The sequence below is a fragment of the Streptomyces sp. CB01881 genome, assembly GCF_002953255.1.
In the GTDB taxonomy this organism is placed as follows: domain Bacteria; phylum Actinomycetota; class Actinomycetes; order Streptomycetales; family Streptomycetaceae; genus Kitasatospora.
In genome coordinates this window covers 5701641-5723144 of record NZ_CP026498.1, presented here as the reverse complement: position 1 = coordinate 5723144, position 21504 = coordinate 5701641, and the positions used below count along the sequence as shown (strand labels likewise).

The following is a 21504-nucleotide window of genomic DNA, read 5'->3' as shown; positions in this document are numbered from 1 at the left end:
GGGAGTCAGAGCTTCAGGCCGTTGATCATCCCGGCGAGGTTGCTGGTGACCTGGCTGATCGAGGGGGCGATGGAGCTGGACGCCAGGTAGAAGCCCAGGAGCGCACAGACGATCGCGTGCGCGAGCTTCAGGCCGGAGCGGCGGATCAGCACCACCACGATGACCAGCAACAGCATGGCTGCGGAGACGGACAGGGCCATGTCGGCTCACACCCCTTCTCGGGTGCGCCGCCCCTCGGGGGGCGGCGGTCGGGACCGTGGGGACCTTCGGCCGGGTGACCGGGGCCCGGGACGGGGCCGACGATCACTCGCTGGACCAGTCATACCCGATGGGTGAGCGGAGCATTACGTTCAGTGAGTCTGCACACGCCGGGGCGTGGTGGCACGAACGGGGCGCACGGGCCGGTCGGAAGGGGTGTGGGGCCGTTCGGCGCACGCTCGGGGACGATGCTCCGAACGAGTGATCACGATGCACCGGGCGGTGGCACCGGAACGTCATAGGGTCTGGTGCCATGACCTCCCACACCCCTGCGGACACCTTCCCGAGGCAGTACGCGCGCACCCTGCGCTACACCGTCGGCGCTCCCCGGTCGTTCTCCGTCGCATCCGACGGCTCCCGGGTCGTCTTCCTCCGTTCGCGCTCCGGCAGCGACCGCGCCAACCTGCTCTGGACCCTCGACACCGCCACCGGCGAGGAGCGGATCGCCGCCGACCCGGCCGTCCTGCTCGGCGGTGGCGAGGAGGACCTCTCGCCGGCCGAGAAGGCCCGCCGCGAGCGCAGCCGCGAGGGTTCCGCCGGCATCGTCGGCTACGCCCTGGACGGCGCCGGCACCCTGGCCGCCTTCGCCCTGTCCGGCCGGCTCTTCACCGCCGACCTGGTGGCCGGCACCACCACCGAGCTGCCCGCCGAGGGCCCGCTGCTGGACCCGCGGCTCTCCCCGGACGGCACCTTCGTCGCGTACGCCAACACCGCCGGCGAGCTGCGGCTCACCCGTACCGACTCGACCGCCGACTGGGCCTTCGCCGAGCCGGACGGCGCGAACGTGACCTGGGGCCAGGCCGAGTTCATCGCCCAGGAGGAGATGGACCGCGACCGCGGCTTCTGGTGGTCCCCGGACAGCGACCGGCTGCTGGTCGAGCGGGCCGACGACAGCCCGGTGCGCCGCTGGTGGATCGCCGACCCGGCCAACCCCGGCAGCGAGCCCGCCGAGATCGCCTACCCGGCCGCCGGCACCGCCGACGCCGAGGTCGGACTCTGGGTCCTCGGACTGGACGGCACCCGGGCCGAGGTCGACTGGGACCGCGCGGCCTTCCCGTACCTGGCCCGGGTGCACTGGTCGAAGGGCGGCGTGCCGCTGCTGCTCGTCCAGGCCCGCGACCAGCGCAGCCAGCGGATCCTGGGCGTGGACGTGGAGACCGGCGCGACCGAGGTGCTGCACGAGGAGCGCGACGACGCCTGGCTGGAGCTGTTCCCGGGCGTCCCGGCCTGGACGCCGGACGGCAAGCTGGTCCGGATCAGCGACATCGAGGAGGTGCGCGAGGCTCCGCAGAAGGGCGACGGCGGGCGACGGGAGGGCGTCCGGGCGCTGGTGATCGGCGACCAGGCCGTCACCGGGGCCGACCTGCACCTGCGCTCGGTCCTCGCCGTGACGGCCGACGAGGTCTTCTTCACCGCCTCCGGCGGCGCCGGCGAGACCGACCCCGAGCCCGGTTGGATCGCCGTCGGCCGGATCGACCACGACGGCAAGCGGCTCGGCTGGGAGGCCGCCAACGGCCGCCCGTTCACCTCCGTCACCAGCGCCGTGCACGCGGCCGGGATCACCGTCCGGACCACCGCCGAGCCCGACCTGCCCGGCACGCTGGTCCAGGTCGCCCGCGACCTGCCGGAGGGCGTGGTGGTGGACGACATCGCCACCATCGAGTCCTACGCCGAGACCCCGGTGATCACCGCCCGCCCGGTCTTCCGCTTCGCCGGCGAGCGCCGCATCCCCGCCGCGGTCTTCCTGCCCACCGGCTACGACCGGGAGCGGGACGGCCTGCTGCCCGTCCTGATGGACCCGTACGGCGGTCCGCACGGCCAGCGCGTCGTCCAGGCGCACAACCCGCACCTCAACTCCCAGTGGTTCGCCGACCAGGGCTTCGCGGTGATCGTCGCCGACGGGCGCGGCACCCCCGGGCGCGGTCCGGCCTGGGAGAAGTCGATCGCGTTCGACTTCGCCGGAGCCACCCTCGACGACCAGGTGGACGCGCTGCACGCGCTGGCCGGGGAGTTCCCGCTCGACCTCGGCCGGGTCGCCATCCGCGGCTGGTCGTACGGCGGTTACCTCTCCGCGCTCGCCGTGCTGCGCCGCCCGGACGTCTTCCACGCGGCCGTCGCCGGCGCCCCGGTGACCGACTGGGAGCTGTACGACACCCACTACACCGAGCGCTACCTCGGCCACCCCGCCGAGCGGCCCGAGGTGTACGCGGCCAACTCGCTCAGCGGGTACGCGGCCGGGCTGGAGCGCCCGCTGATGATCATTCACGGCCTCGCGGACGACAACGTGGTGGCCGCGCACACCCTGCGGCTCTCCTCCGCCCTGCTCGCGGCCGGCCGCCCGCACACCGTGCTGCCGCTGTCCGGCGTGACGCACATGACCCCGCAGGAGGAGGTCGCGGAGAACCTGCTGCTGCTCCAGGTCGACTTCGTCAGGAAGTCGCTGGGGATCTGACCCCCCGCCCCTGGCGGCCTGCGGCTACGGCGGCCGGTACCCGTGACCCGGGTGCCGGCCGCCGGCATGACATCCGTCATGCCGAAGGCACGACGGCGGGCACTGACGCCGTACCGGGCCGGCGCGGAACCCTGAGGTGGTGCGAACGACACCAGCAGGGGAGAGGACCGGGGCGATGGACACGGAGGTGGCCGCCTTCCGGGGCGTCAGCAAGAACTACGGGCGGGTGCGGGCCGTCGACGGGCTGGACCTGGTGTTGCGGCCGGGGGAGACCGTCGCCCTGCTCGGCCCGAACGGCGCCGGCAAGTCCAGCAGCCTCGACCTGCTGCTCGGCCTGCGCGAGCCGGACCACGGCACCGTCTCGCTGTTCGGCGGCGCCCCCCGCGCGGCGATCGCGGCAGGCCGGGTCGGCGCGATGCTGCAGAGCGGCGGGCTGATGGCCGACGTCAAGGTCCGCGAGCTGGTGAGGCTGGCCTGCGACGTCCACCCGCGCGGCCGGGCCGTCCGGGAGGTGCTGGAGGACGCCGGGATCACCGACCTGGCCGAGCGCCGCGTCGACCGGCTCTCCGGCGGCCAGGAACAGCGGGTCCGCTTCGCCCTGGCGATCGCCGGCGCCAACGACCTGATCGTCCTGGACGAGCCCACCACCGGCATGGACGTCTCCGTCCGGAAGGCGTTCTGGGCGAGCATGCGGGCGCAGGCCGACGCCGGGCGCACGGTGCTGTTCGCCACCCACTACCTGGAGGAGGCGGACTCGATCGCCGACCGCGTCCTCGTCCTGCACCGCGGCCGGCTGATCGCCGACGGCACCTCCGCCGAGATCAAGGCGAAGGCCGGGGCCCGCCGGATCACCTTCGAACTGCACGAGACGGACGGCCCGTTCGACGAGCCGTCGCTGCGCACCCTGCCCGGCACGCTGGCGCTGGACGTCAGCTCCCGGGTGCCGGGGGTGCGGACGGTCCGGATCCGGACCGCGGACGCCGACGCGGGCGTCGCCGGGCTCTACCGGGCGGGCCTGTACCCGCGCGGCCTGGAGGTCACCGGCCTGGGCCTGGAGCAGGCCTTCCTCACCATCACCGGCGAGCAGGACGCCGCCGGCACCAGCGAGCTCACGACGGAGGCCGTGCGATGACCACCCTGATCCGGCTGGAGGTCCTGCGCACCCTGCGCAACAAGAAGTACCTGCTCTTCACGGTCCTCTACCCGGCGCTGATGTACTTCTTCTTCATCCACGCGTACGGCACCGACGCCTCGGCCGGCGGCCTGCCGGTGAAGACCTACTTCATGGTGTCGATGGCCACCTTCGGGGCCGTCGGTTCGGTGCTGACCGGCACCGCGCAGCGGATCTCGCTGGAGCGCCAGAGCGGGTGGACCAGGCAGCTGCGGCTGACCGCGCTGCCCGGCCGCGCGTACACCGTGGCGAAGATCGCCTCCAGCGCGGTGACCACGCTGCCCGCGATCCTGGTGGTGTTCGCGGTCGGCGCAGCCCAGGGCGTGCAGCTGGGCGCGGGGCAGTGGGCCGGCCTGGTGGCGGCGCTCTGGCTGGGGAGCTTCGTCTTCGCGGCGCTCGGGGTGGCGTTCGGCTACGCGGCCGCGCCGGACTCGGTGCAGACCATCGTGATGATCGCCTACATGGCGATGGCGCTCTTCGGCGGGACGTGGTTCCCGGTGACCGGCACGCTGGAGACGGTCGCGCGGTTCAACCCGGTGTACCTGTACAACAGGCTGGCCACCTTCACCCGGCCCGGGGACTCGTTCGACCTGGTCGCGGTGGCCGGACTGACCGGCTTCCTGGTGCTCTTCACCGCCGCCGCGGCCGCGCTGTACCGCCGGGACACCCGGCAGGCATGATGGCGTCCATGTCAGACACGCCCCGCAGCCACCGGTCCGACGAGCAGCCGGAGGCGGAGGCGGGGCGCATGTCGTTCATGAACGTCCCCGGCGCCCCGGTGGAGACCAGGCGTCAGCTGCTGGTCAAGGTCAGCTGGATGCTGCTCTGGATGGTCTACCTGGCCTACCCCGTGGGCGACCTGCTCCAGCACAAGCACACGACGGCCGCCACCGTGGCCGGCTGGGCCGCCCTGGCCGTCTTCGTCGGCGCCTACGTCAGCCTGGTGGTCTTCCGCTCCCGCCCCGGGGCGCCGCCGCGGGCCGCCCAGACGGTGGTGGCGATGATGGCCGTCATCGCGGTCGTCACCGCCTTCGGCCTCGGCACCTCCTGGCTGACGCTGTTCACCTACGCCTCGGTCGCGGTCGCGATCATCGCGCCGCCGCGGTACGGCCTCGCCGGAGTGGGCGTGATGGCCGGGCTCACCGTGGTGGTCGGGCTGCTCAGCCACGCCGACTCCGGGGCGATCCCCACCATCGCGCTCACCGCCTTCCTCTCCGGCGTCGCGATGACCGGGCTCCAGCGGCTGGTCACCACCATGCGGGAGCTGCGCGAGGCCCGGGCCGCCGTCGCCCACCTCGCCGCCTCGGAGGAGCGCCTGCGGCTGGCCCGGGACCTGCACGACCTGCTCGGGCACTCGCTGTCGCTGATCACGCTGAAGAGCGAGCTGGCCGGCCGCCTCATGGACGGCGGCAACGAAGGGGCGGCGCGGGCGCAGGTCGCCGACATCGAGCAGGTGGCCCGGCAGTCGCTGATCGACGTCCGGGAGGCCGTGACCGGGTTCCGCCGGCCCACCCTGCCGGTCGAACTCGCCGCCGCCCGTACGGCGCTGGCGGCCGCACAGGTCCACCTGGAGGCGGCGCCGGAACTGGTCGACGCCTGGCCGGGGCTGGCCCAGGAGGAGGCGGGCGCGCTGGCCTGGGCGCTGCGCGAGGCGGTCACCAACATCGTCCGGCACGGTGACGGCGCCACGCTCTGCACCGTGCGGGGGGACGAGGTGTGGGAGGGCGGCGGCGAGCGGTACGCCGTCCTGGAGATCGCCGACAACGGCGCCGGGCCGGGCAAGTCGGCGCCGGGGAACGGGCTCTCCGGACTGGACGAGCGGCTGGCACTGGTCGGCGGCCGACTGGAGACCGGGCCGGGCGAGCGCGGGAAGGGCTTCCGGCTGCGGGCGCTGGTGCCGCTGCGGGAGGTCTCCAGCCCCGCGGCCAACGCCTCCTAGGCGTCGGGGAGTTCGAGGACGAAGCGGGCGCCGCGCGGGGAGGGGGCGACCCGCAGGGTGCCGCCGTGCCGGGGGGCGATGCCGGCCGCGATGGCCGGCCCGAGGCCGCCCGGCGCCGGCCGTAGCGGTGCCGGTGGAGCAGGAAGCCGCCCGGTGCGGCTTCCTACTCCCCGTGCTCCCCGGCGAGCAGCCCCGGCAGCTTGCGCATGTCGTCGAAGACGACCGTCCCCGGGCCCTCCAGCAGCGCGGCCTCCGTCAGGCCGCCCGCGTAGCCGAAGGCGCGCATGCCGGCCGCGCGGGCGGCCTCGACGCCGGGGCGGCTGTCCTCGACCACCGCGCAGGCCGCCGGGTCGACGCCCATCTGCCGGGCCGCGTACAGGAAGAGGTCCGGTGCGGGCTTGCCGTGGGCGACCTCGGTGGCGCTGTGGATGCGGCCGGCGAAGCGCTCGTAGAGCCCGGTGCGCCCCAGGGTGTGCCGCATCTTCTCGTGCGAGCCGCTGGAGGCGACGCAGGTCGGCAGGGTGATCGCGTCCAGTGCCTCGGGCAGGCCGTCGACGGCCTCCAGCCGGGTGTCCACCTCCTCCCGGTGGAGCTGTTCGAACCGCTGCCACCACAGCGCCGCCGTTTCCGCGCCGAGCCGCTCCTCGATCTGTGCGCTGATCGACGCCTGCGAGCGGCCGATGAACCGCGCGATCACCTCGGCCTCGGTGAGCGGCCAGCCCAGCTCCGCCCCCAGCGCGATCTGGACGCGGGCGGCGATGCGCTCGCTGTCGACGAGGACGCCGTCGCAGTCGAATATGACGAGTTCAATCGGCTTGATCATCCCGGCAGCCTAGGGCCTTTCGTCGAACTCCCGTCGTCCGCCCGGCAGACGGGGGCCGAGGGCGGGGCCGTGCCTCCGGTGTCGGTTCACCCGGGCATGGCGGTCCGGGCCCGCAGTGCCCGGGTGAACCAGCCGAACACCGCGGCCAGGCTCTCCGGCACCGGCCAGCCGTTGATCACCGACAGCAGCTGCCAGTACCGCTCGGCGCGCGGGTCGTCGGCCGTCTCCAGCCGCCGCAGCAGCCAGCGGCGCAGCTCCGCGTCGTCCGGCCGGCCGAAGGTCTCGGCGTACCGCGCGGTGAGGCCGTCCACCACCGCGTCGGCTGCCGCGGACTCCGGGGCGACGCGGGCCGCGAGCGCCGCCCCGACCTGCTCGCGGACGGCCGCCGTGAGCGCGTGGTGCAGCCCGCCGGGGTCGCCCGCGGCGCGTTCGGCGGCCTGGTGCTCCGCCATCCTGTGCACCGAGGCGCGGAACCCGTCGTCCTGGACCAGTTCGCCCAACTCCACCCAGGCCTCGACCTGTGCGGCGCTCGGCTCGTCGGGCAGTTCGGGCATGGCCGCGCGCATCATCGCGACGAACTCCGGGTTGGCGTCCAGGCCGCCGAATACCTCGTCGATGAAGTCGCCGATCAGGCGCCGCCGTTCGGCGTCCGAGAGCTTGGCGAGCTTGTGCATGAGTCTCATCTCCTCTGTTGTCGAGCCGCGTTCGGCCACCGCCCGCAGCACCGCACGCCGCAGCCGGAGCGTGCGGATCTGCACGTCCAGCGCCTCGGCGTGCGCGGCGGCGACCTCCCGCAGCGGTGATTCCCGCTCCAGCACCCGCCGGACGGCGGCGAGGTCGAGCCCCAGCTCGCGCAGTGTCCGTACCAGGTCGAGCCGGGCCAGGGCGTGGACGTCGAAGCGGCGGTAGCCGGCCGGCGTCCGGCCGGCGGGGGGTACGAGGCCCTCGTCGGCGTAGAAGCGGATCGCCTTGACCGTCAGCCCGGTCCGCCGGGCCAACTCGCCGATCGAGTACCGCACGTCGTCGTCCACGGGCCCCACTCTGGCGTCTCCCCCTACCGGAGACTCAAGCGGATTCTCCGGGGCGCATGCGTCCGGCGTCCGGGCGGGCCGCGACCGCGGTGCAGGGCGTGCGCCGGCCGGCCGGTGGGGACGGGCCCGGACACGCTCCGGCCGGTGCCGGTCCGGTAGCGATCTTGTCCCGGGCGGCCGGACGTCCCTAGGCTGACCCGATGGGCCTCTTCGACGCATTGACCGGTACCAGGCACCCCGGCAGCGGTGTCGCCCCGCGTTCCGCCGAGGACGTCCGGGCGGCGCTGCTCGGGCTCAACGGGCCCGACGTGCCCTACGTCGTCCGGAACGCCAACGCCTCCGAGGGCGCCGACCTGGTGGCGGAATGGCGGATCCGGGATCCCGCCTGGCGCACCTTCTTCGCCCGGACCCAGCCGGCCCGGACCGTCACGACCCGGATGCGGCTGGTCCCGGCCAACCACGAGGTCCGTGCCCTCGACGAGCAGTGGGAGGTCACCTGGGTCGGGGACACGCCGAGGCTGACGTCGTCGCGCGAGTACTCCCGCGGGCAGGTGAGGACGGTCTCCCGGGACTGGAAGGTCGACCGCGGGGCCGACGGCCGCCCGCAGGCGACGGAGGTGTCCCGCTGCGACACCGCGGAGCTGAAGGACCTGCTGCAGGAGGCGGTCCTCGGTGCGGGGTGGACCTGGCGCGGAGTGCTCTTCAGGCTGTGACCGGTCTGCTGGGGTCGGTCTGCTGTGACCGGCCTGCGGGCCTGCGGGCCTACCACCCGCGGGCCGGTGCCGGAGCGGTGGCCCGGCACCGGTCCGCCCCGTGCGCTGCCGGGGCCCCGTCGGACACGCTCTAGGGTCGGCTCCCATGAGTGAGATTCAGAGCGGTGCCGCCCCCTCCGTCCGCGTACTGCTGGCGGAGGACCAGGGCATGGTCCGGGAGGCGCTGGCCGCGCTGCTCGGACTGGAGGGGGACATCGACGTCGTGGCGCAGGTGGGCCGGGGCGACGAGGTGGTGGCGGCGGCGATCGCCAACGACGTGCAGGTCGCGGTGCTGGACATCGAGATGCCCGGGATGACCGGCATCGACGCTGCGGCGGCGCTGCGGAAGGAGCGGCCGCAGACCAAGGTGGTGATCGCGACCACCTTCGGCCGGCCCGGCTACCTGCGGCGGGCGATGGAGTCCGGCGCGGACGCCTTCCTGGTGAAGGACGCCCCGGCGTCCGAGCTGGCCGAGGCGATCCGCCGGGTCCTGCGCGGCGAGCGGGTGATCGACCCGGTGCTGGCCGCCGCCGCGCTCGCGGAGGGGGCCAACCCGCTGACCGCCCGCGAGCGGGACGTGCTGGCGGCCGCCGCCGACGGTGCGGTGAACGCGGACATCGCCAAGCGGCTGCACCTCTCCGAGGGGACGGTGCGCAACTACCTGTCGATGGCGATCCAGAAGACCGAGGCCCGTAACCGCACCGAGGCGGTCCGGATCGCCCGCGAGAAGGGCTGGCTGTAGGGGTCGGGCCGTGGGGCCCGGTCCCGGACTCCCGCCCGCCTCCGGGCGGACGACGGGGGTCCGGGGGCGGGCGCTAGTTCAACCGGTGCCGGGCCGCCCGGGCGTCCAGGCGGACGCGGGAGGCGGTGTCCGGGTCGAAGGCGTCCAGGATCTCCGCGTACGCGTCCATCTCAGCCGAGCCGGCGAGGAAGTCGCCGGTGCGGACCAGCAGCTCGGCCCGTTCCAGGCGGAGCTGCGCCGGGTGACGGGGGAGGAGCAGGGCGAGTTCGGTGGCCCAGAGCTGGGTGCGGGCGTGCTCGGGGCGGTCGGCGGCCCAGGCCCGGATGTTGCCGAGCACCCGGTGGACGATGTCCAACGGCTGCGCGGGGGTGAGCAGTTCGGGGGTGAACCGGTGGCCGGTGCGGCCGACCAGGTCGGCCACGTCGTCCAGGTCGAGCAGTCGCCCGCCGTGGAACGGGTCGGCGAAGACGTACTCCTCCTCGCCGCCCGGGCCGCCGACCGCGACGACGAAGTGGCCGGGCAGGGCCACGCCGTGGACGGTCAGCCCGGCCCGCCGGGCGACGGCCGTCCACACCAGCGAGAGCGTGATCGGCAGCCCGCGGCGGCGCCGCAGCACCTCCGGGAGCAGCGAGGACTCCAGCCTCCGGTAGTCGGACTGCCGCCCGTGGAACCGCTCGCGCCCGCCCAGGACGGCGGCCAGCAGCGCCGCGGTCTCCTCCGGCCCGGCCGGCGCGCGCTCGGCGACGGCCTGCCGGACGGCGGCGGCATGCCGTTCGAACGCCGCCTCGCAGGCGGCCAGCAGGGCCTCCAGGGTGGGCGGGTCCGAGGGGTCGTCGGGGTCCGGGGCGGGGCTGTGCTCGGCGGCGGCGAGCAGGCAGAGCAGCACCGGATCGGGATGCTCGGCCCGGGCCTCGGTCCGGAAGCGTGCTCTGCTCTGCTCGGTCACGGTGGCTGCGACGGCTTTCGTACGACGGGCGGACAACAGACGGGCGGACAGGCGGACGGGCGTACGGCGGGCGGGCGGCCCCGGGAGCGTTCTACCCCCGGGGAAGGCGTGCGTAGTGGTAAGTGTGACTGGTCGTGAAGCCAAGTCCGTCATAGAGCGCGATCGCAGCGTCGTTCTCGGCCTCGACCTGGAGGTACGCGCCGGTGGCGCCCTCCTCGGCGGCCCGGGCCGCGAGCACCGCCATCACCGCGGTGGCCAGGCCGGCCCGGCGGGCGTACGGGGCGACCTCGACCGCGCCGAAGCCGGCCCACGGGCCGTCGATGACGCAGCGTCCGATGGCCAGCGGCGGCTGCCCGGGCTCGCCGGGCACGGTGGCGAACCAGACCGACGGGCCGCCGTGGACCACCTGCCGGGCCGCCTCCTCCACCGCCGGGTCGTCCGTCACCCGCCGGTACAGCGACATCCACTCGGTGCCCGCCGTGCGGCTGAGCCGGACGCGGTCCACCGCGGGGCGGGATCCCTGCCGGGCCAGCGGCGCCAGTCCGGCGGCCCGCACCAGGGTCGGCGAGTACGCCGCGCCCAGCCGGTCCAGTTCGGCCCGCAGCTCCTCGGGCGAGCCGGGGGCGCTGACCTCGACCCAGGCCGGCAGCCCGCGCGCCGCGTACCAGTCCTGCACGGCGCTGAGGGCCCCGCCGAGCGGCAGCCCGGGGTCGCCGAGCGCCTGGACGGAGTTGGCCCGCCGGGTGAACCCGGCCGAGGCGCGCAGGGTCCACGCGCCGAGCGGCTCCTGCTCGACGGCGGGCCAGCCGCGGGCGGCGATCCGTTGGAGTTCGGCCGGCGTGGCGGCCGGCAGCGGGGCCCGCCGGGCCGGGAAGAGCGGCACCACCTTGCCGGCGACCAGCAGGTTCTCGTCGAAGGAGACCGGGGCGCCGCTGCGCGGGGCGACCGTCAGCCCACGATCGTCCCAGGATGTGAGAACGCCGATCACATCGCGGAACACCGGCCGATCCTCCGCGATCTCCGCGACACGCCGGACGGAAACCCGTCGTCCCACGTCAGCGCGGTCTATCCGGACCTCGGGACGGTCCTGAGCCGGTCCGCCAGCCGCCATCTGGGCACCTCCTGTGCATTTGCGGTCTCCGACCCGCGATACTAGGGGCGGGCATCGACGACGCCGCGCTCACCCGCGCACGCGAGCAGAACAGAACGGGCCGCAAGGGCCCTTCCGAGGAGGAACGACAGCGTGACCTACGTCATCGCGCAGCCTTGTGTCGACGTCAAGGACAAGGCGTGCATCGAAGAGTGCCCGGTTGACTGCATCTACGAGGGCGAGCGATCGCTCTACATCCACCCGGATGAGTGTGTCGACTGTGGCGCTTGCGAGCCGGTCTGCCCGGTCGAGGCGATCTTCTACGAGGACGACACTCCGGAGGAGTGGAAGGACTACTACAAGGCGAACGTCGAGTTCTTCGACGACCTCGGTTCGCCCGGTGGTGCCTCGAAGCTCGGCCTGATCGAGCGTGACCACCCGTTCATCGCCGCTCTGCCGCCGCAGAACGCCGACCACTGACGATCGGTGGCAACAGAGCTGTGAGCACCAACGACAGCACGCACGCGCCGTTCCCGGGCCACCCGGGGGCGGCGCGCCGCGTTTCCGACCTCCTGCCGGTCTTCCCCTGGGACAAGCTGGAGCCGTACAAGCGGACCGCGCTCGCCCACCCCGGCGGCCTCTGCGACTTCTCGGTGGGCACCCCGGTGGACCCGGTCCCCGAGGTGGTCCAGAAGGCGCTGGCCGCCGCGACCGACACGCCCGGCTATCCGACGGTCTGGGGCCCGGTCGAGCTGCGCGAGGCGATCGCCGGCTGGCTGCGCCGCCGGGTCGGCGCCGTGATCGGCCCCGGGGCGGTCCTGCCGACGGTCGGCTCCAAGGAGCTGGTGGCCTGGCTGCCGACCCAGCTCGGCCTCGGCCCGGGCGACCAGGTCGCCTACCCGCGCCTCGCCTACCCGACCTACGAGGTGGGCGCGCGGCTCTGCGGCGCCGAGCCGGTCGAGTACGACTCGGTGGACGAGCTGGACGGCTCGCGGGTGCGCCTGCTCTGGGTCAACTCGCCGTCCAACCCGACCGGCCGGGTGCTCGGCAAGGACGAGCTGCGTCGCGCCGTGGAGTGGGCCCGGGAGCACCGGGTGCTGCTGGTCAGCGACGAGTGCTACCTGGAGCTGGGCTGGGAGGCCGACCCGGCCTCCGTCCTGCACCCGGACGTCTGCGGCGACGGCCACGAGGGCCTGCTGGCCGTGCACTCGCTCTCCAAGCGCTCCAACCTGGCCGGCTACCGCGCCTCCTTCGTGGCGGGCGACCCGGTGGTGGTCAAGGAACTGCTGGAGGTGCGCAAGCACGGCGGCATGATCGTCCCGGCGCCGGTCCAGGCGGCGACGGTCGCGGCGCTCGCGGACGACGCGCACGTGGCCGAGCAGCGCGGGCGGTACGCGGCCCGGCGTTCGGCGCTGCGGGTCGCACTGGAGGCGTACGGCTTCCGGGTGGAGCACTCGGAGGCGAGCCTGTACCTGTGGGCGACCCAGGACCGGCCGTGCTGGGAGACGGTGGCCGAACTGGCCGGGCTGGGCATCCTGGTGGCGCCCGGCGACTTCTACGGGCCGGCCGGCGAGCGGTTCGTGCGGGTCGCGTTCACCGCGACCGACGAGCGGGTCGCGGCCGCCGTGGAGCGGCTGCGCGCCTGACCGCGGGCACGACGAAGGGGGCCGGCGTCCGGGACGGGACGCCGGCCCCCTTCACGTCGCGACGGGGGATCAGCCGATCGGCAGACCGCCGAGGCCACCGCCGCCGAGGCCGCCGAGCAGGCCGGTGGTCGGAGAGAGGCCGGACAGCGGGGAGTTCGGGCCGAGGTCGGCGCCGCCGAGGCGGTTGGCCGAGCCGTGCTCGGCCAGGCCCAGCACGTCGGCGCCGGGCAGGGCGGAGGTGGCCTCGGTCGGCAGCGCCCGGCCCAGCGCGCCGAGCGGCGGCGCGTCGGTGACGGCGTTGGCGCCGGTGAGCGCGCCCGTGCCGGGCAGGCCCTGGGTCAGACCGGCGGTCTGCGAGAGCCCGCCGACCGGGTTGGCGCCGGCCCCGGCGCTGCGGCCGGCCGCGCCCTGGCCGCCGGTGACGGCGTCGCCGAGCTTTCCGGCCGGCGCGGAGGCGACCTTCGGGGTGATCGCGGAGAGCTCGCCGGTGGTGGCGACGGTCTTGTCGACCGGGGCGGTGAGCGAACCGGCCTTCTCGTTGGCCTCGGGGAGCTGGTGGGCGACGATGTTGCCGGTGGCGTCGGAGGCGGCGGGCACGCCCGCGGCGACGGTCGCGGCGCCGGTGTTCCCGGCGGCCCGGCCCAGCTCGTGGGTGGTGTGCTGCAGGGTGGAACCCGCGTCGGTGCTGGTCAGCTGGCCCAGCGGGGCGGCCAGGTCGGACTTGGGCAGCAGGGCGTCGGCGGCGGACGCGGAGCCGGCCGCGGCCAGCGGGGTCGCGCCGGCCGCCACGAGCAGCGCGGCCTGGGCGATCCGGCGCGTGAGGGGGTGAGACATGGGGCTCCTCGAAGGGTCTGGGTCCGTCCCGTCCGCCGGGCGGACGAGGGTATTACCGCTTCAGAAGCCAGAAGGTTTCGGCCGGAGCAAGGAAAAGAACAGGCCGACGATCGGATGGTATGCCCGATGCCGGGGGTGCCGGCCGGCCCGGCGGCGGGGGTGCGCGCACGGCGGGCCAAGGAAGAGACGGTTCTGCACCCCGGGCCGCCGCAACCGACCGCCGTCCACCGGGGTTGACCCGAATCACCCGTCCGGCGGCAACCCGGACACCAGTGCGTCAGCGCGTGGCGGTACCCGTCCCCACGCTCTCGCGGACGTGCGCCGCGCCCTTGCCCCCGCGCTCTCGCGGACGGGCGCCGCGCCCTCGCCGACGGCGCCGCTACGCCTTCGCCGGTCCCGCCAGCGAGACCAGCACCAGCTTGGTCGAGGTGCCGGTCGGCTGGGGCTTCCAGCCGTCCTCGGACTTGGCCTTGCGCCAGATCTTCCCGTCGTACGCGACCGTCTCGATGCCCAGCTGCTGCGCCTGCGCCACCGCCCAGTGCGCCACCGCCCAGCCGTTCTCGCGCTCGGCGTCCGGGCCGGCGTCGGTGCTGGCGGCCGGGTCCGGGGTGAGCGAGACGGCGCTCTCGGCGCCCTTGATGGAGGAGGAGTAGCCGGTGGCCGGCGACACCGTGCGGCCGAACTCGCGGCGCACCCGGTCGCTCAGCACCTGCGCCCGGTCCGGCCGGCCGGCCGGGGTGGCGGAGGCCGCGGCGGCGGGAACGGCCGACGCGGACGCGGCCGCCGAGGCGGTGTCGTCCGGGTCCGGCTCGGCGAAGTCGTGCACCACGCAGTTGAGCGAGGCCGCCTCGCGGCCGGTCAGCGCCGAGGCCAGCAGGGTCGCCTTGGTCTCGTGCTTGGCGTACGCCTGCGGGTAGCCGCTCTTCTGCACCTGCTGGGCCGCGTCGGTCAGCGGCAGCCGGGTGTAGCCGGGGACCTTGACCAGGCCGTCCAGGAACTTGTTGGTCGCGTAGACCGGGTCGCTGATCTGCTGCGCGGTGCCCCAGCCCTGCGAGGGCCGCTGCTGGAACAGGCCGACCGAGTCCCGGTCGCCGCCGGTCAGGTTGCGGATCTTGGACTCCTGCATCGCGGTCGCCAGCGAGATGGTCACCGCCCGGTCCGGGAGGCCGCGGGCGTGGGCCACGGCGGCGATCGTCGCCGCGTTGGCCGCCTGCGGGACTTCGAGCGTGCCCTCGCCGGCCGCCGTCTTCACCCTGCAGCCCTCGGGGGTCAGCAGCTTCTGGTCGCGCAGCCAGAACAGGCCCACGGCGACGACCGCGAGCACCACCAGCCCGATCAGTACCGCGCGCAGCGGCCTGCGGCGCCGCCCGGGCGTCGTGTCGCCGCCCTGCCCGCCGCTCCTCTTCCTGGCCACCGCCGCCCCTCTCCACCGTGCTTTCTGCTCCGACACCGTACCCACTCGGACGGATGTGCGGCGCCCGCGGTTCTCGGATTCGCGGCGGCGCCCGTCCGCGACCACCGCCCCACCTGCCCGCGGTTCACGGCCGCCACGGCCCGCGGGACTAGGCTGGACGACCATGAGCAGCCCGAAGACGCCCCTGGACCTCACCCTCGACGGCGGTGCGCTGACCGCCCGGCTCGTCGACTTCCCGTCGGTCAGCGGCGACGAGCAGGCGCTCGCCGACGCCGTGGAGACCGCCCTGCGGGCCTACCCGCACCTCACCGTCGACCGGTACGGCAACAACGTCGTCGCCCGGACGAACCTGGGCCGCGCCGAACGTGTCCTGCTCGCCGGCCACCTGGACACCGTGCCGATCGCCGACAACGTGCCGTCCTACGTCGAGGGCGACCTGCTCTACGGCTGCGGCACCTCCGACATGAAGTCCGGTGTCGCCGTCCAGCTCCGGCTGGCCGCGACCCTGCCCGAGCCCAACCGGGACCTCACCTACGTCTTCTACGACTGCGAGGAGGTGGAGGCCCACCGCAACGGCCTCGGCCACCTGGCCGAGGAACACCCGGACTGGCTGGCCGCCGACTTCGCCGTGCTGATGGAGCCCAGCGGCGCCACCGTCGAGGGCGGCTGCCAGGGCACCCTGCGGGTGCAGGTCCGGCTGACCGGCGTGCGCGCCCACGCGGCCCGCAGCTGGCTCGGCGACAACGCCATCCACCACGCCGCCGAGGTGCTCACCCGGCTCGCGGCGTACGAGCCCCGCCGGGTGGAGATCGACGGCCTGGAGTACCGCGAGGGCCTCAACGCCGTGCGCATCGACGGCGGCGTGGCCGGCAACGTGATCCCCGACGAGTGCGTGGTGACGGTCAACTTCCGCTACGCGCCGGACCGCACCGAGGCGGACGCCGAGAAGCACGTCCGCGAGGTCTTCGACGGCTTCGAGGTGGCCGTCACCGACTCCGCGCCGGGGGCGCTGCCCGGCCTCGCCCAGCCCGCCGCGCAGGCCTTCCTGGCCGCGACCGGGGGCGTCGCCCGGGCCAAGTTCGGCTGGACCGACGTCGCCCGGTTCAGCGCGCTCGGCGTCCCCGCGGTCAACTACGGCCCCGGCGACCCGAACCTGGCGCACAAGCGCGAGGAGCACTGCTCGCTCACGGCCATCGCCGAGACCGAGGACCGGCTCCGCGCCTGGCTGACCAGCTGACCGGTCCGACGGGCGGACCGGAGGACCGGCAGCTGAACGCCATCTTCCGGTCGCCCAACCGACCTTCCACCGTTGCCTGAAAACCGGGATCAACGGGCGTAGGGTTTCGTCATGACAGGCACTGGAGACGAAAAGCACTACGGTCACGGTCCCGAGCGGGTGGGCGAGCCGCGCCCGAAGAAGGCGTGGCCCGAGAAGCAGAAGGGTCCGGTGCTGGTGCGCCGGGACCAGGTCGGCGAGAGCACGACGGACCAGCGCCTGCTGGACACCACGGGCCCGACCGACTGGCTCCACACCGATCCGTGGCGGGTCCTGCGGATCACCTCGGAGTTCGTCGAGGGCTTCGGCGCGCTCGCCGAACTCCCTCCCGCGATCAGCGTCTTCGGCTCGGCCCGGACGGCGGTCGACTCGCCCGAGTACGCGGCCGGCGTGGCCATCGGCCGGGCGCTGGCCGAGGCCGGCTACGCGGTGATCACCGGCGGCGGTCCCGGGGCGATGGAGGCGGCCAACCGCGGCGCCTCGGACGCCGGCGGCCTGAGCGTCGGCCTCGGCATCGAGCTGCCCTTCGAGCAGGGGCTCAACGAGTTCGTCGACCTCGGGCTGAACTTCCGTTACTTCTTCGTCCGCAAGACGATGTTCGTGAAGTACGCGCAGGGCTTCGTGGTGCTGCCCGGCGGCCTCGGCACGCTGGACGAGCTGTTCGAGGCGCTGACCCTGGTCCAGACGAAGAAGGTCACCCGGTTCCCGGTGATCCTGTTCGGCAGCGAGTACTGGGGCGGCCTGGTCGACTGGCTGAAGAACACGCTGGTCGCGCAGGGCAAGGCGGCCCCGCACGACCTGGAGCTGTTCCACATCACCGACGACATCGACGAGGTCATGAAGATCCTCGCCGACGCCCGCCGGCCGGTGAACGAGATCTAGGGGCGCCCCTGGCACCGCCCAGGGCGTTACGCCAGCCCCCGGCGGGCCACCGCCGGGGGGCGGGTGCCCCGGATCGAGGCGACCATGTCCAGCACCTGCCGGGTCTGCGCCACCTGGTGCACCCGGTAGACCTGCGCGCCCAGCCAGGCCGAGACGGCGGTGGTGGCCAGGGTGCCGAGCAGCCGCTCGTTCACCGGCTTGTCCAGCGTCTCGCCGACGAAGTCCTTGTTGGAGAGCGAGACCAGCACCGGGAACCCGGTCGCGGTCATCTCCGGCAGCCGCCGGGTCGCCTCCAGCGAGTGCCGGGTGTTCTTGCCGAAGTCGTGCCCCGGGTCGATGATCACCGCGTCCCGCCGCACGCCCAGCTCCACCGCGCGCTCGGCCAGCCCGACCGTCACCCGCAGGATGTCCGCCATCACGTCCTCGTAGCCGACCCGGTGCGGCCGGGTACGCGGCTCGGCACCGCCCGCGTGGGTGCAGACCAGGCCGACGTCGTGCCGGGCGGCCACCTCGGCGAGCTTCGGGTCCACCCCGCCCCAGGCGTCGTTCAGCAGGTCCGCGCCGGCCTCGCAGACCGCCTCGCCGACCTCGTGCCGCCAGGTGTCCACGCTGATCACGGCCTCCGGGTGGCGCTTGCGCAGCTCCGCCACGAACGGCACGGTGCGGCGCAGCTCCTCCTCGACCGTCACCTCGTCGCCCGGCCCGGCCTTCACCCCGCCGATGTCCAGGATCGCGGCGCCCTCGGCGACCGCGCGGTCGGCGGCGGCGAACGCGGCCTCGTCGGCGAAGGTGGCCCCCTTGTCGAAGAACGAGTCGGGCGTGCGGTTGACGATCGCCATGATCACAAGCTCGTCGTCACCGAATTCCCGTGGTCCCAGGCGCAGTGCCACCGATGTCTCCTCCACAGCTGCTGCGGGTGCGATGATGGCCCCCGGCCTCTCGGGAACCATGCTGTCATGATCGGACAGACGGGCACCCGTACCGGGGGCCGACCGGAAATTTCGGGAGGACAGCACGTGTTCTGGGTGATCGTGGTGGCCATGGCCGTGGTGGTCGGCGGCGCCGCGCTGGTGGCGCTCGGCGGGGGCGGCTCGCTGCCGGAGGCGGTACAGGACCGGATCGCCGCCAGGCTTCCGCAGGACCGTCCGCTGAGCCAGGACGACGTGGACGGCATCAGGCTGCCGATGGCCGTCCGCGGCTACCGGATGGACGAGGTGGACGACGTCCTCGACCGCCTGGGCGCCGAACTCGCCTACCGGGACGCCCGGATCGCGGAGCTGGAGGCCGTCGCGGCGGTGCGCGGCGCCGTCGAGGCGACCGGCGGCCCGGAGTCCGGCGCCGAACCGCTCCCCGGCCTGGAGGAGTTCGCCAAGGTGGTCGAGCCCGCGAGCCTCACCAAGCACCCCGAGGACGTGAAGCCGGCGGCGGACCAGTGAGCGCGGACGGCGCCCCGGTCGGCCCGGACGGGCTGCGCCGCTGCGCCTGGGGCGACTCGACGGACGACTACCGGGTCTACCACGACACCGAGTGGGGCCGCCCGGTGCACGGCGACGACCCGCTGTTCGAGCGGGTCTGCCTGGAGGCCTTCCAGTCCGGGCTGTCCTGGCTCACCATCCTGCGCCGCCGCGAGGGCTTCCGTGCCGCCTTCGCCGGCTTCGAGATCGCCAAGGTCGCCGAGTTCGGCCCGGCGGACGTCGAGCGGCTGCTCGGCGACACCGGCATCATCCGCAACCGCGCCAAGATCGAGGCGGCCGTGGCCAACGCCAGGGCCGCCCTCGAACTCGACGGCGGCCTGGACGCGTTGATCTGGCAGTACGCCGGCGACCCGGACCGGCCGGCTCCCCGCACGCCGGACGAGGTGCCGGCCGTCACGCCCGAGTCGGCGGCCCTGGCGAAGGCGCTCAAGAAGGCCGGTTTCCGCTTCGTCGGCCCGACCACCGCGTACGCGCTGATGCAGGCCTGCGGCCTGGTCGACGACCACCTGGCGGACTGCCACGTCCGCCAGGCCGTCGACGGCCGCCGGGGCGCCGGGGAGGCCCGGAAGTCCTGACGGCCCGGAGCCCCGGAGCCCCGGAGCCCCGGGCCCTGGGAGGCTGGAGGGCCCGGAGCCCTAGCGGCCCAGGTACTTCGGCTTCTCCTTGGCGATGAACGCGCGGACCGCGATCCGGTGGTCCTCGCTCTCGCCCGCCATGGTCTGGAGCTCGTCCTCCTTGTCGAGCAGCTCGTCCAGCGAGTGCGAGGCGCCGTACGCCAGCGACTCCTTGATCGCGCCGAGCGCCACCGTCGGGCCGTCGGCCAGCTCCTTGGCGAAGACCCGCGCGGTGGCGGCCAGCTCGGCGGCCGGGACGACCTTGGTGGCCAGGCCCAGCTCCATCGCCTCGGTGGCCTTGACCGTGCGCGGCAGCATCAGCAGCTCGGTCGCCTTGGCGTGCCCGACCAGCCGGGGCAGTGTCCAGGAGGCGCCCGAGTCGGCGGTCAGCGCGATCCCGGCGAAGGCGGTGTTGAAGCCTGCCGTGTCCGAGATGATCCGGAAGTCGCAGGCGAAGGCCAGCGAGGCGCCCGCGCCCGCGGCCACGCCGCCGACGGCCGCGACGGTCGGCTTGCGCATCCCGGCCAGCGCCCGCACCAGCGGGTTGTAGTGCTCGGCGACGGTCTTCAGCGCGCCCTCGCCGGTCTCCTCGGCACGCTTCAGCAGTCCGAGGTGCTCCTTGAGGTCCTGCCCGACGCAGAAGGCCCGTTCGCCGGCCCCGGTCAGCAGCACCGCCCGCACCGCCGGGTCCCCGGCCGCGGCGGTCACGGTGTCCCGCAGCGCCACCTTGGTCGCGACGTCCAGGGCGTTCATCGCCTCGGGACGGTTGATGGTGATGACGGCCAGGCCGCCGTCGAGCTCGTACAGCACGGAATCGGACATGGGCGAGGGGCTCCCTTGTGATCGTCACGGGTCGGTCCTGTGTCAGGATGCCGGAGCACGCGGCCGGGTGGGGAGTGTGAGGTATCGCACCTTCCGGTGACGTACGGACCGGCGCCGCGCCGGGGCTTATGGCGGGAAATGTGCCGCTTGGGGCCGGTCCGGCCCTGGTTGCACCGAGAGTGATGTTGGTCATCAGGCCGTGGCATGCGGGATAATGGCTTCCGATCAATGCGTTCGATACCGGCGGTGGACGGACTGCCGGTGCGTAGCTGAGCGGTTGCAGGAAGGGGAACGAGCATGGCGGCCATGAAGCCGCGGACGGGTGACGGCCCGCTCGAAGTCACCAAAGAGGGGCGGGGCATCATCATGCGCGTTCCGCTCGAAGGCGGCGGACGCCTTGTGGTGGAGCTCACGCCTGACGAGGCCGACGCCCTCGGCGAGGCCCTGAAGAAGGCCTGCGGCTGACCGCAGCGGGTGCTCGCCATCTCCTTGAGATGTGCTGCCGGGCCCGGGTACGACGACCTCGTCGGCCCGGGCTCTGTGGTTTCCGGGCCTGCGTGCTTCCCGGGCCTGCGCGACCCGGGGCCGCGGCCGGACCACCCGGACGGCCCGGGCCCTAGCGCTTCACCGCGCAGAGCAGCCCGTCCGAGACCGGCAGCAGCGCCGGCAGCAGCGACTCGCTCTCCCGGACGTCCCGCACGAGGTCCCGCACCGCGTGGGTCTGCGGGTCCTGGAGCTCCGGCTCGGCCAGCCGGCCCTCCTGGAAGACGCCCTCGAAGCAGACCATGCCGCCCGGCCGCAGCAGCCGCATCGACTCCGACAAGTACTCCCGGGACTCCGCCGGGTCCCCGTCGCAGAACACCAGGTCGTACTGGCCGTCCGCGAGCCGGGGCAGCACCTCCAGCGCCCGGCCCGGTATGAACCGCGACCGGTTGGCCGCGAACCCGGCCGCCTGGTACGCCTCCCGGGCCAGCTGCTGGCGGACCGGTTCGGAGTCCACGGTGGTGAGCACGCCGTCCGGCCGCATCCCGCGCAGCAGGTAGACCCCGGAGACGCCCGTGCCGGTGCCGATCTCGGCCACCGCCTTGGCGTCCAGCGCGGCGGCCAGCAGGCGCAGGCAGGCCCCGCCGCTCGGTCCGATCGCCTTGATGCCGGTCCGCGCGGACTGTGCCCGGGCGTACGTCAGCACCGCATCCTCGCCGACGTAGGTGTCGGCGAGGGCCACGCGGGCGGGCCCGAACTCGCTGATGGCTGCCTCTTTCGGAGCCCCGGGCGGTGCCCGGCGCGGAGCGGATGTCGAAGCGGATGTCGATATTTCCTGCCACAGATTACTGGCC

Annotated in this window: 23 protein-coding genes; 13 read left to right on the top strand and 10 right to left on the bottom strand. The window is 74.2% G+C overall.

Translation table 11 applies throughout. The features are described 5' to 3' along the window. Nucleotides 1-5: 5 nt before the first annotated feature. Nucleotides 6-200: a DUF2304 family protein gene (locus C2142_RS14755; RefSeq protein ID WP_148643064.1), complete on the bottom strand. Its 195-nt coding sequence runs from the start codon at nt 198-200 to the stop codon at nt 6-8. Nucleotides 201-511: 311 nt separating this feature from the next. Between C2142_RS14755 and C2142_RS14750 the strand changes: the two genes are divergently transcribed. The 4 genes from C2142_RS14750 to C2142_RS41555 all read left to right on the top strand — a co-directional run bounded on the left by C2142_RS14750 (nt 512) and on the right by C2142_RS41555 (nt 5820). Continuing rightward, nucleotides 512-2710 carry a prolyl oligopeptidase family serine peptidase gene (locus C2142_RS14750; protein WP_148643063.1) on the top strand — a complete coding sequence of 733 codons (2199 nt, stop codon included), beginning with the start codon at nt 512-514 and terminating at the stop codon, nt 2708-2710. Nucleotides 2711-2885: 175 nt separating this feature from the next. Next, nucleotides 2886-3842 carry an ABC transporter ATP-binding protein gene (locus tag C2142_RS14745; protein ID WP_148643062.1) on the top strand — a complete coding sequence of 319 codons (957 nt, stop codon included), beginning with the start codon at nt 2886-2888 and terminating at the stop codon, nt 3840-3842. Next, nucleotides 3839-4561, top strand: coding sequence for an ABC transporter permease (locus C2142_RS14740; RefSeq protein ID WP_148643061.1), 723 nt, complete (start codon nt 3839-3841; stop codon nt 4559-4561). The genes C2142_RS14745 and C2142_RS14740 overlap by 4 nt, the downstream gene beginning before the upstream one ends. Nucleotides 4562-4569: 8 nt before the next feature. Further along, nucleotides 4570-5820, top strand: coding sequence for a histidine kinase (locus tag C2142_RS41555; RefSeq protein ID WP_277347256.1), 1251 nt, complete (start codon nt 4570-4572; stop codon nt 5818-5820). Between the two features lie 163 nt (nt 5821-5983). On the opposite strand, the gene C2142_RS14730 is transcribed toward C2142_RS41555, so the two are convergent. Together C2142_RS14730 and C2142_RS14725 are read right to left on the bottom strand one after the other, a co-directional pair. After that, nucleotides 5984-6643, bottom strand: a complete 660-nt coding sequence (locus C2142_RS14730) for an HAD family hydrolase (RefSeq protein WP_148643060.1) — start codon at nt 6641-6643, stop codon at nt 5984-5986. Between the two features lie 86 nt (nt 6644-6729). Further along, nucleotides 6730-7674 (bottom strand): MerR family transcriptional regulator, encoded by a 945-nt coding sequence (locus C2142_RS14725; protein WP_148643059.1) that lies wholly within the window; start codon nt 7672-7674, stop codon nt 6730-6732. Between the two features lie 200 nt (nt 7675-7874). On the opposite strand from C2142_RS14725, the gene C2142_RS14720 reads away from it, so the two are divergent. Both C2142_RS14720 and C2142_RS14715 read left to right on the top strand, forming a co-directional pair. After that, the gene (locus C2142_RS14720) at nt 7875-8387 is read left to right on the top strand and encodes a hypothetical protein (protein ID WP_148643058.1); all 513 of its coding nucleotides are present in this window, start codon (nt 7875-7877) and stop codon (nt 8385-8387) included. 145 nt (nt 8388-8532) lie between these two features. Next, nucleotides 8533-9168 carry a response regulator transcription factor gene (locus tag C2142_RS14715; RefSeq protein WP_148643057.1) on the top strand — a complete coding sequence of 212 codons (636 nt, stop codon included), beginning with the start codon at nt 8533-8535 and terminating at the stop codon, nt 9166-9168. A 73-nt stretch (nt 9169-9241) separates the two neighbouring features. Here C2142_RS14715 and C2142_RS14710 read toward each other — a convergent pair whose 3' ends face one another. Next, entirely contained in the window at nt 9242-10114 is an 873-nt protein-coding gene (locus C2142_RS14710) for a transglutaminase-like domain-containing protein (RefSeq protein WP_241002581.1), read from the bottom strand. A gap of 91 nt (nt 10115-10205) precedes the next feature. Then, the gene (locus C2142_RS14705) at nt 10206-11225 is read right to left on the bottom strand and encodes a GNAT family N-acetyltransferase (protein WP_148643055.1); all 1020 of its coding nucleotides are present in this window, start codon (nt 11223-11225) and stop codon (nt 10206-10208) included. Nucleotides 11226-11357: 132 nt separating this feature from the next. On the opposite strand from C2142_RS14705, the gene fdxA reads away from it, so the two are divergent. Both fdxA and dapC read left to right on the top strand, forming a co-directional pair. Beyond that, nucleotides 11358-11684: a ferredoxin gene (gene fdxA, locus C2142_RS14700; protein ID WP_030061559.1), complete on the top strand. Its 327-nt coding sequence runs from the start codon at nt 11358-11360 to the stop codon at nt 11682-11684. Nucleotides 11685-11704: 20 nt separating this feature from the next. Beyond that, nucleotides 11705-12850: a succinyldiaminopimelate transaminase gene (dapC, locus tag C2142_RS14695; RefSeq protein ID WP_148643054.1), complete on the top strand. Its 1146-nt coding sequence runs from the start codon at nt 11705-11707 to the stop codon at nt 12848-12850. A gap of 69 nt (nt 12851-12919) precedes the next feature. On the opposite strand, the gene C2142_RS39790 is transcribed toward dapC, so the two are convergent. Both C2142_RS39790 and C2142_RS14685 read right to left on the bottom strand, forming a co-directional pair. Beyond that, nucleotides 12920-13684: a hypothetical protein gene (locus C2142_RS39790; RefSeq protein WP_241002580.1), complete on the bottom strand. Its 765-nt coding sequence runs from the start codon at nt 13682-13684 to the stop codon at nt 12920-12922. A gap of 379 nt (nt 13685-14063) precedes the next feature. Beyond that, nucleotides 14064-15098 carry a hypothetical protein gene (locus C2142_RS14685; RefSeq protein WP_148643053.1) on the bottom strand — a complete coding sequence of 345 codons (1035 nt, stop codon included), beginning with the start codon at nt 15096-15098 and terminating at the stop codon, nt 14064-14066. A 163-nt stretch (nt 15099-15261) separates the two neighbouring features. Between C2142_RS14685 and dapE the strand changes: the two genes are divergently transcribed. After that, nucleotides 15262-16335 carry a succinyl-diaminopimelate desuccinylase gene (gene dapE / locus C2142_RS14680; protein WP_148643052.1) on the top strand — a complete coding sequence of 358 codons (1074 nt, stop codon included), beginning with the start codon at nt 15262-15264 and terminating at the stop codon, nt 16333-16335. A 111-nt stretch (nt 16336-16446) separates the two neighbouring features. Next, nucleotides 16447-17256, top strand: coding sequence for a TIGR00730 family Rossman fold protein (locus tag C2142_RS14675; RefSeq protein WP_148643051.1), 810 nt, complete (start codon nt 16447-16449; stop codon nt 17254-17256). Nucleotides 17257-17282: 26 nt separating this feature from the next. Here the strand turns inward: C2142_RS14675 and folP are convergent, their stop codons facing one another. After that, nucleotides 17283-18095 (bottom strand): dihydropteroate synthase, encoded by an 813-nt coding sequence (gene folP, locus C2142_RS14670; RefSeq protein ID WP_162002536.1) that lies wholly within the window; start codon nt 18093-18095, stop codon nt 17283-17285. A gap of 177 nt (nt 18096-18272) precedes the next feature. Here folP and C2142_RS14665 point away from each other — a divergent pair, with 177 nt between their 5' ends. Together C2142_RS14665 and C2142_RS14660 are read left to right on the top strand one after the other, a co-directional pair. Continuing rightward, nucleotides 18273-18692 carry a DivIVA domain-containing protein gene (locus C2142_RS14665; RefSeq protein ID WP_148643050.1) on the top strand — a complete coding sequence of 140 codons (420 nt, stop codon included), beginning with the start codon at nt 18273-18275 and terminating at the stop codon, nt 18690-18692. After that, on the top strand, nt 18689-19306 hold the full coding sequence (locus C2142_RS14660; RefSeq protein ID WP_148643049.1) for a DNA-3-methyladenine glycosylase I: 618 nt from the start codon (nt 18689-18691) through the stop codon (nt 19304-19306). The genes C2142_RS14665 and C2142_RS14660 overlap by 4 nt, the downstream gene beginning before the upstream one ends. A 60-nt stretch (nt 19307-19366) precedes the next feature. Here the strand turns inward: C2142_RS14660 and C2142_RS14655 are convergent, their stop codons facing one another. Continuing rightward, nucleotides 19367-20167, bottom strand: coding sequence for an enoyl-CoA hydratase-related protein (locus tag C2142_RS14655; RefSeq protein ID WP_148643048.1), 801 nt, complete (start codon nt 20165-20167; stop codon nt 19367-19369). A gap of 297 nt (nt 20168-20464) precedes the next feature. On the opposite strand from C2142_RS14655, the gene C2142_RS14650 reads away from it, so the two are divergent. Beyond that, on the top strand, nt 20465-20632 hold the full coding sequence (locus tag C2142_RS14650) for a DUF3117 domain-containing protein (protein WP_014137929.1): 168 nt from the start codon (nt 20465-20467) through the stop codon (nt 20630-20632). Between the two features lie 151 nt (nt 20633-20783). Here the strand turns inward: C2142_RS14650 and C2142_RS14645 are convergent, their stop codons facing one another. Beyond that, the gene (locus tag C2142_RS14645) at nt 20784-21392 is read right to left on the bottom strand and encodes an O-methyltransferase (protein WP_241002579.1); all 609 of its coding nucleotides are present in this window, start codon (nt 21390-21392) and stop codon (nt 20784-20786) included. Between the last annotated feature and the right edge of the window lie 112 nt (nt 21393-21504).